The organism is Alicyclobacillus fastidiosus, from assembly GCF_026651875.1.
GTDB classification, from domain to species: Bacteria; Bacillota; Bacilli; order Alicyclobacillales; family Alicyclobacillaceae; genus Alicyclobacillus; species Alicyclobacillus fastidiosus.
This window is the reverse complement of record NZ_CP104067.1, coordinates 5,042,784-5,056,320: the sequence shown is the minus strand read 5'-3', so window position 1 is coordinate 5,056,320 and position 13,537 is coordinate 5,042,784. Positions and strand designations below refer to the sequence as shown.

12 protein-coding genes and 1 pseudogene are annotated in these 13,537 nt (G+C 46.2%); 4 read left to right on the top strand and 9 right to left on the bottom strand.

What is annotated here, in order from left to right; all coding sequences use genetic code 11:
- Positions 1–270 precede the first annotated feature (270 nt).
- Positions 271–1,914 (top strand): hypothetical protein, encoded by a 1,644-nt coding sequence (locus NZD89_RS24660; RefSeq protein WP_268005313.1) that lies wholly within the window; start codon positions 271–273, stop codon positions 1,912–1,914.
- A gap of 409 nt (positions 1,915–2,323) precedes the next feature.
- Positions 2,324–2,881 (top strand): CBO0543 family protein, encoded by a 558-nt coding sequence (locus NZD89_RS24655; protein ID WP_268005312.1) that lies wholly within the window; start codon positions 2,324–2,326, stop codon positions 2,879–2,881.
- A gap of 546 nt (positions 2,882–3,427) precedes the next feature.
- Here the strand turns inward: NZD89_RS24655 and NZD89_RS24650 are convergent.
- From NZD89_RS24650 to NZD89_RS24615, 7 genes and pseudogenes are all read right to left on the bottom strand, one after another.
- Complete coding sequence (locus NZD89_RS24650; protein ID WP_268003651.1) at positions 3,428–4,672, bottom strand: IS4 family transposase; 1,245 nt, start codon at positions 4,670–4,672, stop codon at positions 3,428–3,430.
- A 153-nt stretch (positions 4,673–4,825) separates the two neighbouring features.
- Positions 4,826–5,164, bottom strand: coding sequence for a hypothetical protein (locus NZD89_RS24645; RefSeq protein ID WP_326492892.1), 339 nt, complete (start codon positions 5,162–5,164; stop codon positions 4,826–4,828).
- Positions 5,161–5,508 (bottom strand): hypothetical protein, encoded by a 348-nt coding sequence (locus NZD89_RS24640; protein ID WP_326492883.1) that lies wholly within the window; start codon positions 5,506–5,508, stop codon positions 5,161–5,163. Before NZD89_RS24640 ends, NZD89_RS24645 begins: the two co-directional genes overlap by 4 nt.
- A 239-nt stretch (positions 5,509–5,747) precedes the next feature.
- Complete coding sequence (locus NZD89_RS24635; protein ID WP_268005311.1) at positions 5,748–6,551, bottom strand: transposase; 804 nt, start codon at positions 6,549–6,551, stop codon at positions 5,748–5,750.
- Positions 6,552–6,613: 62 nt separating this feature from the next.
- Positions 6,614–8,265, bottom strand: a pseudogene (locus NZD89_RS30185) (IS1634 family transposase).
- Positions 8,266–8,396: 131 nt separating this feature from the next.
- Positions 8,397–9,161 carry a hypothetical protein gene (locus tag NZD89_RS24620; RefSeq protein ID WP_268005309.1) on the bottom strand — a complete coding sequence of 255 codons (765 nt, stop codon included), beginning with the start codon at positions 9,159–9,161 and terminating at the stop codon, positions 8,397–8,399.
- A 72-nt stretch (positions 9,162–9,233) separates the two neighbouring features.
- Positions 9,234–10,205: a transposase gene (locus tag NZD89_RS24615; RefSeq protein WP_268005308.1), complete on the bottom strand. Its 972-nt coding sequence runs from the start codon at positions 10,203–10,205 to the stop codon at positions 9,234–9,236.
- 320 nt (positions 10,206–10,525) lie between these two features.
- Here NZD89_RS24615 and NZD89_RS24610 point away from each other — a divergent pair, with 320 nt between their 5' ends.
- The gene (locus tag NZD89_RS24610) at positions 10,526–11,461 is read left to right on the top strand and encodes a phosphotransferase enzyme family protein (protein ID WP_268005306.1); all 936 of its coding nucleotides are present in this window, start codon (positions 10,526–10,528) and stop codon (positions 11,459–11,461) included.
- A 184-nt stretch (positions 11,462–11,645) separates the two neighbouring features.
- Here the strand turns inward: NZD89_RS24610 and NZD89_RS24605 are convergent, their stop codons facing one another.
- The gene (locus NZD89_RS24605) at positions 11,646–12,152 is read right to left on the bottom strand and encodes a hypothetical protein (RefSeq protein WP_268005305.1); all 507 of its coding nucleotides are present in this window, start codon (positions 12,150–12,152) and stop codon (positions 11,646–11,648) included.
- 316 nt (positions 12,153–12,468) lie between these two features.
- Here NZD89_RS24605 and NZD89_RS24600 point away from each other — a divergent pair, with 316 nt between their 5' ends.
- Positions 12,469–12,723: a hypothetical protein gene (locus NZD89_RS24600; protein WP_268005304.1), complete on the top strand. Its 255-nt coding sequence runs from the start codon at positions 12,469–12,471 to the stop codon at positions 12,721–12,723.
- A 279-nt stretch (positions 12,724–13,002) separates the two neighbouring features.
- On the opposite strand, the gene NZD89_RS24595 is transcribed toward NZD89_RS24600, so the two are convergent.
- Positions 13,003–13,521 (bottom strand): transposase, encoded by a 519-nt coding sequence (locus NZD89_RS24595; RefSeq protein ID WP_268008608.1) that lies wholly within the window; start codon positions 13,519–13,521, stop codon positions 13,003–13,005.
- Positions 13,522–13,537 lie beyond the last annotated feature (16 nt).

The following is a 13,537-nucleotide window of genomic DNA, read 5'->3' as shown; positions in this document are numbered from 1 at the left end:
AACCTTGCCTTCGGTCCGGGCTTTCAACCCCATCACGACACGGGGCTTGACGGTGTCGTTCATATCATTGGGGGCGAATCTGCGACAAAGGCTCGCACGCCTCGTCGCATGAATATGTATCGGTTATGATACCCATGTTCTGTCACAATCGGGCAGCATAGTTCAACAGTACGCCTGGATATGCGTGTTGTGTGAGGCACTTACCTGAGTCTTACATCGATAGTTGGTAATGTTAGAGGGAGTGTTAGGTTGGCTTTCATAAGTCCGTATTTGACTGGCAAGGAGTTATTCCAACAAACGACATCGCTTGACAAGATTGTCGAGATACTGAGGCGACGCGTCCAACCTGCAGCTATGTTTTTGATTCTGTCACAACTTGGATCATCGAATCAAGAAAACTCCGATGTTTTCAGAAGTGACTTTATTAAGCACATGGATGCCCTTTTGGGTCAGGTAGTAATTGAACGTTCCGAAGATGCCGATACAGTTGCATGCGTACGTCAACACGTTCACCAGTTGGTGCATAATCGACCAATATACTTCCCTCAAGGGCTATTTGCAATGTGGAAATACATTTTGGTTCATTGCGAGTCTCCAACCCCACCATCTAGTCAGGAAGTTTACGAACAGTACAAAATGGTATTCCCATTGTGTATGCGATTTGGTGACGTGTTGTCAGAGCAGTCTCGTGGCGGACCTGTAGACCTGTTTCAGGCCTTTGTATTTGGCGAACGCCCAAACTTCGAACAATCACTCATGCGGACGCTTGTGCTGTATTGTGTCATCGCTCGGCAAGCGGAGCGCTACAAGCAGGACTTCTTTGACTTCCAAACTGTTTTTCAAGATAAATACGGTGTAAGTCTTCTGGATTACATCACAGCCCTATTTGGACTCTATGCCATGTGGAAGCAAAAAACCGGGGATGTAGGCGGGAAAATCCGCGAAGATTGGTATCAAAGCATTTCCACTGCATTTGAAAAGACAGCCATCGCGCACATCGTCGCCGATGTAATCCAACCGCTTTGCTTTACGTTTGAAGAGGGTAAGGGAGCCTTTACGAACAATGTTTCGGAGCCTTGGGATTTTAAGTTCTTTCACGATCATCCACTTTATTTGTTTCCTGGCGATTCTGTAATCCCAGTAAATCTGCCTGTTCTTGAATACGCGCTGACGGAGGGGCTATTTTGGAAGATACGGGCATGTTTTTCTCAGGATGATCTTCGGTTTCAGAATTTTTTCGGTAAGCCATTAGAGCTCTATGTCTTTGATACGGTTTCAGGAGCTTGTAAGCAAAGTTCATCGACCTACGTCATCTATCCAGAGATAAAATTTGGTCCTAAGAAATCAAGACATGATTCACCGGACGTCATTGTTCGTGCTGGGAATAAGGTAATCGCTATTGAGGTTAAGGCAAAACGCTTACGGTATGAAGCGTCCGTCGTCAAAGGAGACTTGGCTTCCATTCAGTCAGATCAACGTCTGATGACAATTGAGCCGATGCAGCAACTGTACGGTCGGATGAGACAGATACTCAATCATGAGTGCGCAGAAATTAATTTGGACGGTGTTACGGAACTTCACTTGGTGTCCGCAACATTGGGGGAGTTTCCGCACATACCCCCCTTTGAAGATGAGACTCGCAGATCATGGAGCGAGTTACATGGCATCCACCAAACAGTCTACCTCCACCGGATGTCCATCGAAGACGTTGAAGTTTTGTCTGGACTCCTGACTAGACGCAGTAAGAGTGTATTTGCTGTACTAAGAGAAGCTTCCAAGAATCCTTACATATCCTTCCGTCGATACGTTTTTGATCGTGGCATTGCGGCGCGTAATCCACAAGTTTTCCAGAAAGAAATGGCTGAATTACTTAAAGCGGCGGCAGCTGATATATTTCGTGTTCAGAGTATCTAAATAAATATAGCGGACGGCTAGGGTCCCAAGATTTGCGGCACGAGCAATGGAACTGTATTCTCATTCCAACGAGAGAGTATCTCTTCGAAGCAGAACGGGGGAAATAACTGAAGAAACAACGCATGGCCAATACTGCATGAATATTCATTTCGAATATTTTGGTCTTATTGCACTCTCGGGCAGAAGTGTGCAATAGCGATTTTCTCACGAAAGGTGACAGATAAAATTCAGTGGAAAATTACGACTGCAAATTTGTAAGTGATTGTATGATATTTACGACCGTGGGAAATTGAATCAAAAAAATCAATTGTCGTTGGGAACAGTACAGTGTGCAAACTTATTTGCAAGCCGTGACATAGATGATTCAACAATGCGTAGAGGAGAAGTACCTAAGAATGAGTGATGAATCATGAAAAACGTGCCGACATGGGATGATGTGGTGAAGGCACGCACAGTACTTGCGAAGACCAACTACGAATATTGGGTTCATCACAACTTGTTCTCGTTCGGTTGGTGGATTCTCGTTGTAGCATGCATCATAACAGCTGGAATCTGGTGGAAGCTTGTAGACAAAAAACGTATATTTGAGGTGATGGGTTTTGGATTAATAATTGCCGCGATTGCATCCCTTCTTGATGAACTTGGAGCCCAGAACATGTTATGGGGTTATCCAAATATGATATTGCCACTGGTTCCACCTTTAGTATCGGTAAATTACTTTGCTTTCCCAACGATTTACTCCCTCATTTATCAGTACTGCCCAAGGTGGAAAACATTTGTCTGTGCTATGGTAATTATGTCAGCCGTCTTCTCTTTCTTAACAGAGCCACTTCTCATTTGGTTGAGATTGTACGAACTGAATAATTGGAAGTCCATCTATTCGTTTCCGATTTACATCCTTATCGGAATTTGTGTAAAGGCGATAGTTGACCAGTTAATCCAAATAAGAGGTGCGAAGACTACCTAATCCGTCGCTCAAAGTAAGCGAGTGGGTCGTTTATAAAGGCATTTGTCGTCATGTTGACGTTGGAGCATGAAACAATTCTCGTGTTTGTCTTGAACTATAGGGGGCGAGAACTGAACAGGCTGCATGCCACTGTTTTTGTATGAATATTCGTTCTTGTTGTTGACGTCGAAATGTCGCTCTCGGGCAGGTTAATTGAATAAGGGTTTTGATTTGGCAATTTTATACTCAATTCCATTATTTACATTCCACTCTGGCGACTCCTAAAGCCAAGAAATGCCACAGAATGTCTTCTACAGCATCCGCCTGTTTTTCGGTGCATTCCACAACTAAAATAACTTGAGGATTCTTACCACGTAGTAGCCGTTGGCGCTTTTTAATCACCTTAAGTCACTAACGTTGCATAAAACTTCTCTGAGCCTGTCAAGAGAGGGTGAATTGCCGTTCAAAGTTACGGACTGAATACTCGGATTTTTTGTTTCCGTGGCTTATGGTCTAAAAGGTCAATACCCCTATGTCAGGTAGTCCGAATATCCATAATCAGGAATGTTAGATTAGGTCGTAGATAACGGTCTCAAGATGCTCCGTTTCACGCTCTATGTACTGCTGCACCGTTTGCTCAAAGATGTCTTCCACCTTGCATCGTCGTCGTCCCTTGGATGTTCGACCTGGTTTCTTGTACAACGCCTTCACAAACTCAGAAAAGGCTCGGTCCCAATAGAGACGTAGACATTTGTAAACCTCAAGTAGCTTGCCGCTGTGGGACACCTTCGCTTGCAAGAGAATCAACAGGCAGTACGTAATCAGTGCAATGAGCAGTTGGTTATACACGCCATTTTCACTATGACCGTATAGGCGCTTGAGTACCAGGTGCTGCTTGACCCATTTAAAGAACAACTCTATTTGCCAACGCTTTCGGTACACGTCACAGATTTGCTCTGCATCCATCGTCATGTCATTCGTCAGTATCACGACGCGCTTGCCTTCATTGTCCGTGGTTTCAAGCAACCGCAGGGTGTGCTCCATCACGTAATTTGGATAACTCCCCAAGCGTACCAATGCTTCTCTCGTAACCGGTGAATCGGACGGTACCTGTCGCTCTTCAATGACTTCGTGAATGACCGCATTATCTTTGAGCCGAGTGACAAACTTCGTTCCGTTTGCACAGTACGTATCGAACTTACGGTAATCCACATAGCCACGGTCAAAGACGTTCAACGCATTCGGTTCTACGACCACTAACGCATCCATCTGTGTCTTGTCCGCAGGTTTGGCGGGCGTGAGGATCGCCTTATCTGGCGCAACTTGATCGTCTAGAAATACCAGACGCAGGTGCAGTTTCACACCAGCTTTAGTACTGCGAAACTCTGCCCAAGGATACTGTGAAACACACATTGAAATGGTCGATGAGTCCACCAGATTAATCCGTCGCATTTTCTCGTTCGCTCGTTTTGCACCGACCTGGCGAGTGATTTGCTCGACACATTCACGGAACACGAAATCCAGAAAGTATGACGGCGTTTCTCGCAACTTCCTGGACAACTGGGAAGCACTAATAGAGTCTAGCGCCAGTTCTTTCTGGAGGGATTCATTGGCTTCCAACTCCAAACTGATGTCCTTCAGTGACGGGATTTGATTGACCTGGGCGAAGACGACGAGCCGGATGAATGAGATGACACCGAGCTTCTTAACGTACCGCTCCATCTTGAGACGGTTTAATTCCTGCAATATGGTACTGACATTCAGCGGGGTAACATACTCCCGGAACGCCGATTTCGTGGTATCCTTGTCCATGGTGGGTCTCCTTAGAGAGAGTTGGACAGGACTACCTGTACTTCTCATTCTAAGGAGATTTTTTCATGTTGGTGTTGTCTAAATCATGAAACTTCCAAACATTTCATCTATACATTCTGACAACTCGAAGCACTTGACAAACCATAAATTCCTTTATGCAACGCTAGTGACCTTAAGTATAAACAGATCAATCAGAAATCCAAGTAAGAATCCGCTCGCAACGCCGATGAGCCCCCAATAAATCGGTCCCAAGTTTAATGAAAAGCCGACACTGGCTCCAATCACTGAAAACGCAGTCCCAAGCGCTGATCCTGTACTGACGAGAGAGACTCCATCGGAATTGTGCATGGTATCGAATAGTTTCCGTTCCACTTTACGATTGGTTAATGGAACCGCAAAAATGCTTTCTTTTGATATTCCCTCTTGTTCAAGTGCGCTGATCGCTAATTCCAATTTTACGGAGTGTTCAAGGGTGGAAAAAATCTGTATCATTGATCCACCACTTTCCCTCTTTTAATCCTAAATCCAGGGCTCTGGTAATTCCTTATTAGAAACTCCTTTTGTTCGGCTTCGTACAATTTGTTGTTTTCGACCGTGTTCACGTAGGAATCATAAACGGCAAAGCCCCACATGGAAGGCATATACAACAACCATTGTTTATCCAGCACTTGCGTCGCCTTTGAGATTTCCCCAAAGAATAGAAGTTGGATTGCTTCAAGGAGATGTGAGGCATATAAGAAGACAATCGTCCAGATCAGGGCAAAAAATGCGGTCAAAATGCGATGGATGTGTAACTGCCCGAGTCCAGGCATAAATAGTGACCAAATGACTGACATGATGGGGTTTCTCTTGTCCAAATAATTGATTTCAACCGCACCAATACTATAGGAAATAGCCTCTCGGCATTGGAGCGCAGAACAGTAAGATATATCGGAATGCCTTCCAAGAATCCACTGGAAAATCTGCGAGCAATGGTTTAAACCACCGTGTTCCTTGAAAAAGGGTATAACAAACAGAGCGATGACGATCCGATTTTCAAAAAGTCATCGCTGGAGATGGTATGATTGGGGTATTTTCAGGCTGACAAGAGTATCGACGATAGGTCTAGATTACTCTCTTGGTACCAAGCGTCCATGTGTTGGCACATGGCAATGCCATAGATGCGGACGGTCCACATCATGGTGCTGCGATGCTTGGCAGCTTCGAGGAGAAAATCTTCCTTTGCTCGCTTGTTGCTACGCTCGCAGGTGGTTCTGCGTTTGTAGACATCGTTCCACTCGTTGCTGTTGCGGGCGACTGGTGGGAACAAGCGAGGATTGTGTTTGGTATATGTGTGTACGCATCTTCCGTAAGGTGAATCAGAACAGGGCGTATCACAAGTCACCACACCTTTGACGACGAGTGGACAATAGTACTTTCGGCGACCGCGTGTGTAGTCGTAGCCACGATCTTTCATCTCTAGCCCCTTTTTACAAAACGGAACCCCAGTAGGGGAAAACGTGATGTCATCCTTGCGAACCCCCTTGCTCCCCGTACTGCGCAGGTTTAAATCGATAAATGGCTTTACTTTCCGTGATAGAAGGTACTGGTAGATTGGCAGTGCGTCGTGCGCGGCATCTAAAATGGCTTTGTCCCAGGTATATTCACGAAAGCGTTCGACGAACTCACGCGCACTGACTACCCAAGAGGTCGCATCATGGCGCGAAGCTCGTTGAAGTCTGGGGTAAAGTGGCAGGTCGTAAGGACTATCCGCAGCAACAAACGTGTAAAGGTGATAACCGAAGAAGTACCTGTTTCGATAACTGTCCCAGCCCATATCACAGTCGGGTTGGGAATAGATACGATAGCATCTGCTCGGCTTCGACAGTCGTAGATACACGAAATCCCGAAACCCGTTGGTGCTTCTAGGGTTTCGGGACTGTGGATAACTTCGTGTGGTGCCTACAGCGTATCTGTGGATATGTCCGAGAACAACGGTGGATGTTCGTAACCCAGCGCTTTCAGGATTTGTGCCTGCTCCGGGGTTACTTCTGTTCGCTGCCGGACTCTGCCGCTACCAGCTTTGTAGGTTACAAGGTGCATCTCGTTCATGACAGAACGGATCTCTCGCCATGTGTGGCTAGTTCGGTTCTCTGCCACCCGAACCAAAAGTAACGAGAGCCAGCACAGTAGTACATGTGCCCGAATCCGCTCATTCTTCCTGTGGTACATCGGGCGCAATTCCATGGTCTGTTTCAGAGAACGGAATGCCGCCTCAACCTGCCAGAGCTGCTTGTATCCAAGGGCCACATCTTCCGCGGACAGTGTGTCGTCTGAGGTTCGGATCAGATACTTTCCGTCCAGTCGTTCCATCGCCTTAACCGCCTGGTGGTCAACTGTGAGATTGCCACGCTTGTCCGACTTCAAGTAACGCTTGAAGGTCGGGTGACTTTGCAATCGACAGTGCGCCTTGGTGTGTGCGTCGTTATCCAACTCCTTGAGTCGTGCGAGCTCTGCTTCCAGGGCCTTGAGGTGTGCCTCGCGCCGAAACGCATCTCGGCGAGCTTCATCTGGGTTGCGAACGAGCACATATCGGACCCGTGCCTCACCGTCTCCTACGACGATTTCCTTTATTTCAAGGTTATCCCGTATCGTTTTAAATCGCCCAGGACGAGACATGGCATCTTCGACTGTCTGCTTCCCAGAGGTCATCTTCTCTCCAGCAATGTAATGCCCTCCGGCTTTCTGGAGTTCACGTAAATTGTCCCCCGAGCTGAACCCACGGTCGACGACCGTAACGACGCGTCCGAGACGCCAGCCAATGAGGTCCTTCTTCACTTCTGGAATGACGGTCATGTCTGACGTGTTCCTGGCCATACCCAACACCGCACAGGGATGCCGTCTCGGGTCACTGCAAAACCAATTACGACCTGCGGTAAGTCCGGCCGGTGGTCCTTGGAGTAGCCGGGTTGCTTCAGACTGTCTTCTTCCGGCTCGTCATCCATTTCAAAGTAGCTTGAAGTGGTGTCAAAGAACAGTAAGTCGACTTCCAGGTTCAACAAGTCGGCGACAGTCTCGAACACTTCTCTCTGGATGTCTACGTCCGATTCAATCAGGAAATCCATTGCACGGTACCCCTGGTGGACCTCAAAGTTCTCAACACCGGGGAGTGCGATGTCTCGCTTCACACAGTCCTCCATGCCAAGCTTGCTCGAGGGGTCCAAGGCTCGATTGGCGACCATCGCAAAGATGGCCCGCTCTATCGGGGCTTCATATTTGCGCTGTGCCAGACGCTTGGATATGGCTTGACCCACGCCAAGTTCATGCCACAACGAGTCGACGATATAAGCGGTGCCAAACGTTTTGCTATCGAGCAGACTCAACTGCACGCTATCCTTGGGCTCCGACGCAACGGGTTCATCACCAAGGAATCGTGAGATGCTCGCGGCAAGCCTCTTCAATCCATCCATGTCCACTTCATCTTCACGCCCGAAGTGGTAGAGGACTTTCGCTTGGGGATTGCCGGTCTTGGGATTGCGTTCATTATGGGCAAGCTGCACGTAGGACGTGACAGAACCGTTTTTATTTTTTCGTGATATCCGCCGTATGTACATGTCTACATTTTAAAATCATATGTTCTACGAAGTCAACTACTGTGGATAACAATACTAGTTATCCACAGAAATTCGCATGTCTACAACTTTTCGTAAAAATGCCTACATAAAATAACCGGAATTCCGCGCCGTTACGGGATTCCGGTTATCCACAAATGCTTATAAACGGGTTGTAACTGTCGAACCCGAGATCTGCATGGCTTGATACCGAGTTCACGACAGTTGCAAAGTCGTCGGCTACGAACTTGGGTAGCTGTTTGAAGCGGCATTCCATCACCTGCGATTGACAGTGCGTTCGTGTCGCCCAGTAAGCCTAGAGTGGCAGATACGGTAAGGAACTGCTGTTGAAAGAGCACAAGCAATCTGTCAAATGGCTGTGGCTTGGTGGCTGAGCGCTTTTGTAGCTGAGCCATGAGATTTGCGATTTTGCTATACGCTTTGGTTGGTGCCTTTTCTCCCTTTTTGCCACCTTTGACTTTCTTTCGATTGAGTCTGAGCTTGGGCGAAAGATTCGCGGAGGTATGAGACCACAGCCGCTTAAAGAAATGGTAGAAGGTACCGACACCAGGCGTTTTCCCGTACTCAAAGCCACTCAGGATGGCATACAGTGGGCAACGATGCAACTGATTGACCCACTCTGTAATCGATGGTTCTCCGACTTGCAACATGAGTAGATAGGAACGAAGTAAGTCGGCAGGGTCAATGGACCTTGGACCACGACACGAAAAAGCTCCTTCGAGTAAGCGAAACGTGCAAGAGAGGTCGGTAATCCAGAACTTCTTAACAAGCGACCAGTCCTTTGCGACAAAGAGAAGCGACCCATTCCCGTAGTGAATACGAAGTTGTTGCTCAACGAACGACTGATACTGCTGATGAGACCGCACCATGGGTAACATAAAGCAACCCCAATTCCGATGAGATAGAGCGGTTAAGCCCTTCTCGGCGATTGTTGGGGTGATTCTAAAAAGTCAAGTATTATTTGGCGCACAGCGTATTTTCTTTTCATGGTGGCGCTGAATTTCCAATTTTGAATTGTCAAGTGGAACTGACGAACATGGGGGCAAACGAAGATCCTCCAGGCACAGAACCGTTGAGGGTTCAGCGACAATCCAATACCGAGAGGCTATGGAATTGTAGGGGGCATCTTCGCGCTCCGCGAGCAAGTACACGTTATTGATGTCGACAGCGGGTTGATAACTATCCCAAATACCAAACAAATAAACAGGAATATACATGAGCATCCATCTGGGGTGAAGATCATGTTTCGCAAGTTCGATATGTCCACTAAATGTATCCACCATCGCTAATGGACTCTGCCCTTCTTGCCGCTTACGAATCTTTCCTTTAATGGCCGGTTTGTATCGGTAACACCATGCAGCCTCACCGAGTACTCGTCTGAGATGGGCATTCCCAGACTTCGTGATTCTACCCTGCTTTCGAGACACACCACTTGAGTACTCGGATGGTACCAATCCAGCATACGCCATCAATTGCTTTGGATTCCGGAAACGACGAAACTCCCCAACCTCAGCGACCAATGATGTTGCGATGACCTCTGCAACACCCTTCAGTGTTTGCAAAGCCTGAATCACTGGAGTTCTCTCGCTTTCCGTTGCCTCCAAATGTATAGCTGCCTCAAGAGGTTTGAGACGTCCCTCAATCTCGTCTAAATGATGCAAATACTCCTGGTACACCACTTGCTCTCGACGATCCGTCCATTTGAGACCGTCCAGCCACCGACGATACATAGCCCCCCAAGCACTAAGCTTAGTTTCAGGGCGCCGATTGTGTCTCAATCTATGTACCAGGCTCCTTACAGCTTCCACCGTATGAGGGAACATTCCGATATATCTCGGTTCACCACGACCTTCGTCTGCTACCGCAACTGCGATATTTTCCTTAGATACATCCAAACCTACAAATTTTGTGATAGTCTTCATAGTAAGGCTTTCGTATGTGGCTCTGCACTGTTCCTAAGTCTCAGTGTAATCCACGATGTGCGAAACGGAGCCGGTGTCGTTCATTATGACTAGTCCCAGAAGATTATCGTTCATTTTGTAAATTCTCTGAGCCCATAAATGCCCTATCAGAGAATATCAGCACCTCATGTAAAAGGGTTGAACTAGGAATTATATTGACTTCGAACACTTGCGTATGCAATCACAAGTCGTATCGCAAACCCCGCTGTTCCGTCGTGTTGTCACGTTCCGGTCATACCGCTGATTATTGCAAAGCTTTATCTTTCGTTTATTATTAACTTATGGACATCATCAAAATAATCAGATACCTTGCGTCAATTTATCCAATTGATCTACCGGCCTATGGTGAGTTGCTCCGCTCCTACACGAATGACGTATTTCTCATTTCAACACCAAGCAAGCAATACGTCCTTAAAGCATACAAGGAAACATGGCGAAAGGAGCAAGAAATCGAGTACGAAGTTGCACTGCTCAATCATCTCGTTCGGAAAGGCTTACGAGTATCAAATCCGATAATGGGAAACGATGGGCGCTACGTCCATCCGCTAGAGATGTTAAATGGCAAGTGCAATGTAGTGCTATTTGAGTATGCTGAAGGCAAAAAACCAACGCCACCGTTTTCACTTGAACTCTATCGTGAGTTTGGCGTGGCAATCGCTCGTATGCATACAATGTCAAGCGATTTCGAGTCTGACTTCCAAAGAAGTCCGCTAAATCTGAAATACCTCGTAGATACCCCTGTAAGTCTTGTTTTGTCATTATTTGATGAAAATGAAGACCGATTATTTTTATGTGAACTTGCTAAACAAATTACCGTTAAAATGAATGAGCTAGACAGATACGGGCTTGACTGGGGACCCATTCACGGGGATGCTACCTTGGACAATCTGCATGTAACGGACGATGGTCAGATCATCCTTTATGATTTTGATTCTGGTGGACCCGGCTGGCGAGCTTCAGATCTGCAGGGTTGGGCAAAAAACGACAACGAGTATGCGGACAAATGGAGAATGTTCCAAGACGGATATCGTAGCATACGGCAGTTGAAAGAGGTAGAGCTTCAAGCCGCACCGTATTTACATCTTTCATGGGAAATATGGGGTATAAAGGTAGACTTGGAGCAACGGATTCTGAAACAGGGAACAGAGAAGACTGCTTCCTATATTCAGAAGCAGTTACGTTCACTTCGGGAGAATCGAGAAATTTTACTTTCCTAATAACTGTGTCCATAATCCCCTTCTGCATCCGCCTTTTTGCACAACGCTTTAAAATCTGTACTGTTAAACTGCCCATTAGCGCAATAGCGCCACTATACTGACCTTGAAAACCGTCTCTCTCAACAAAGTATTTATGAACTCCGATCGCTTGTGACCGCTTCTCTCGGCTAACTCGTCTATGCATTTAACCCTTTGGTACGATGTCATGTTTCCACGCACCTAGTAGCCATTCGTCTAATGCCTCAGATTTAAGCCGCGTCCTCCTTGTACTGTCAGTATATTGAAAGTCGATATACCCTTTAGCGGATTTGCAAGTTGTAGAGTTTCCGTTTGTAATACAGTTTGTTGCTGGTTGTATCCAAGCTTCCTGTCCATTGTTCAATTTCAGAATTAGAGTAGTAGGTCCTTCCGATGGCATTGGTTGATGTTGATCTTCGAGTTTGGAATACGGAGCCGTTTGAAGCCAATGCAACACTTTTTGAAGAACAGCTTTATCATGTGGGTCCTTCAGATTCAATTGGATGTTAGCTTTGGGGTTTGGTGTCATCTCGCTTACTTCCGCAAATTTTACTTCTCCCATTTTGGGTGTGGCGATATATATAACAGGCAGACTTGTACGTGTTTGGGCATCGCTACAACCCGAAAGCATCAATATAGGCAAAACCAGTACGGTCAAAAGTAATCGTTTCATTCACTCACCTCTGTATCACAAGACGTGTAGAAACAACGATTAGTTACAAGATCATGCCCTTTCGATCCTAAGACACGCTGACTATATGGCTATGCTCCGTTCTTCAGTTAAACTGCCCAAGAGTCCCATAAGTTCAGGTTTATTCAGATTGTATGTTCATGCATTCCCTGGACAGATGCTTGTCGGACATCTTTCCCAAAATTGCAAAAGTGATTTAAAAGCCCGAACAAACCTGCATGAATCGGATTATTTTATATCAAGTAAAGTGACAAACAAACCTTCCAGTTCCACTTTCAAACTTGAAAGGAGGGTACAGATGTCTAAGCATTGTGACAACAATACTGGTGTTGTGATTTTAAATTACGATAGTACAGATTTCCACATCAATGCCGTTGACACTGCGGGAGACATCCCCAGTTCTTGTTTATCCATTTTAGTTGCAGGACCAACCACGAATCGAGCAGCAGCAGCCATTGCTTGCCTCATAAGTCATGGTTTTAAAATTGAGGCATTTGATGCTGCAAATGGCTCTAATCAAGAAGTCACTCTTGTTAGACATAAACACGAATAATAAAAAACCAAGGGAATCAATAGATTCCCTTGGTTTTTGTATGATGGTTTGACGCACAAGATACCCTTATTCAGTTAAACTGCCCGCTAACGCAATAACAGTTCCGAACGAATACTGTATATTTATGTATTGACGAGTCCAAGTCCTTCTTCGACATTCGCCCCCTTTCGTGCAAAAAGGAGATCGCTCTTTCTTGCATCATAATCCCCTTTGTCAATGATCAATTGACTTAACTCAACTCCTTTTAAAACCACCACGTTGCTTAGTACTAGTGCCCCTTCAGGCAACCTTGATCTTCTTTTGTTCTTCCAGAATGCGTCTGTCCCGCTTGTATCTGTTTCGCCAGCGAATATGTTCTTGAATTGCTTGAGCTAACTTCTTGTGGTTTTCATAATCGCTGCCATCCAGTACAAATTTGCGAAGGGGCCCAAAGTGACATTCAATTCGGTTCATCCATGAAGCGTTTGTTGCCGTGAAGACCAACTCCACGTTGTGGTCATCGGCCCACATAGTTACAGCTCGATGTTTGTGCGGTGAGAAATTGTCAAGAACCATGTACAACCGTTCTGAGCGATGGTACCGACGTCGCAACACCTTCAGAAAACGCAGGAAATCCTGGTGCTTCTTATGGTCAGAGATGTGCCCATATAACTTATCCGCTTTTAGATCCAAGGCTGTCAATAGATGTCGAACACCATGACTTCTGTGATAGGTTGCAGGCAGTCGGTCAGGGTGCTCTTTTTTGAACCAACCCTTGCCTGGGAAAGGCTGAATTGATAAAGGACCGAACTCATCCAGACAGATTATCGTCCGT

Bases quoted from the DNA above. Each gene is read 5' to 3' on its own strand.
- NZD89_RS24655 (WP_268005312.1), top strand. From the start codon at position 2,324: ATGAAAAACGTGCCGACATGGGATGATGTGGTGAAGGCACGCACAGTA.
- NZD89_RS24650 (WP_268003651.1), bottom strand. From the start codon at position 4,672: ATGGACAAGGATACCACGAAATCGGCGTTCCGGGAGTATGTTACCCCG.
- NZD89_RS24645 (WP_326492892.1), bottom strand. From the start codon at position 5,164: ATGATACAGATTTTTTCCACCCTTGAACACTCCGTAAAATTGGAATTA.
- NZD89_RS24640 (WP_326492883.1), bottom strand. From the start codon at position 5,508: ATGTCAGTCATTTGGTCACTATTTATGCCTGGACTCGGGCAGTTACAC.
- NZD89_RS24620 (WP_268005309.1), bottom strand. From the start codon at position 9,161: ATGTTACCCATGGTGCGGTCTCATCAGCAGTATCAGTCGTTCGTTGAG.
- NZD89_RS24615 (WP_268005308.1), bottom strand. From the start codon at position 10,205: ATGAAGACTATCACAAAATTTGTAGGTTTGGATGTATCTAAGGAAAAT.
- NZD89_RS24610 (WP_268005306.1), top strand. From the start codon at position 10,526: ATGGACATCATCAAAATAATCAGATACCTTGCGTCAATTTATCCAATT.
- NZD89_RS24605 (WP_268005305.1), bottom strand. From the start codon at position 12,152: ATGAAACGATTACTTTTGACCGTACTGGTTTTGCCTATATTGATGCTT.
- NZD89_RS24600 (WP_268005304.1), top strand. From the start codon at position 12,469: ATGTCTAAGCATTGTGACAACAATACTGGTGTTGTGATTTTAAATTAC.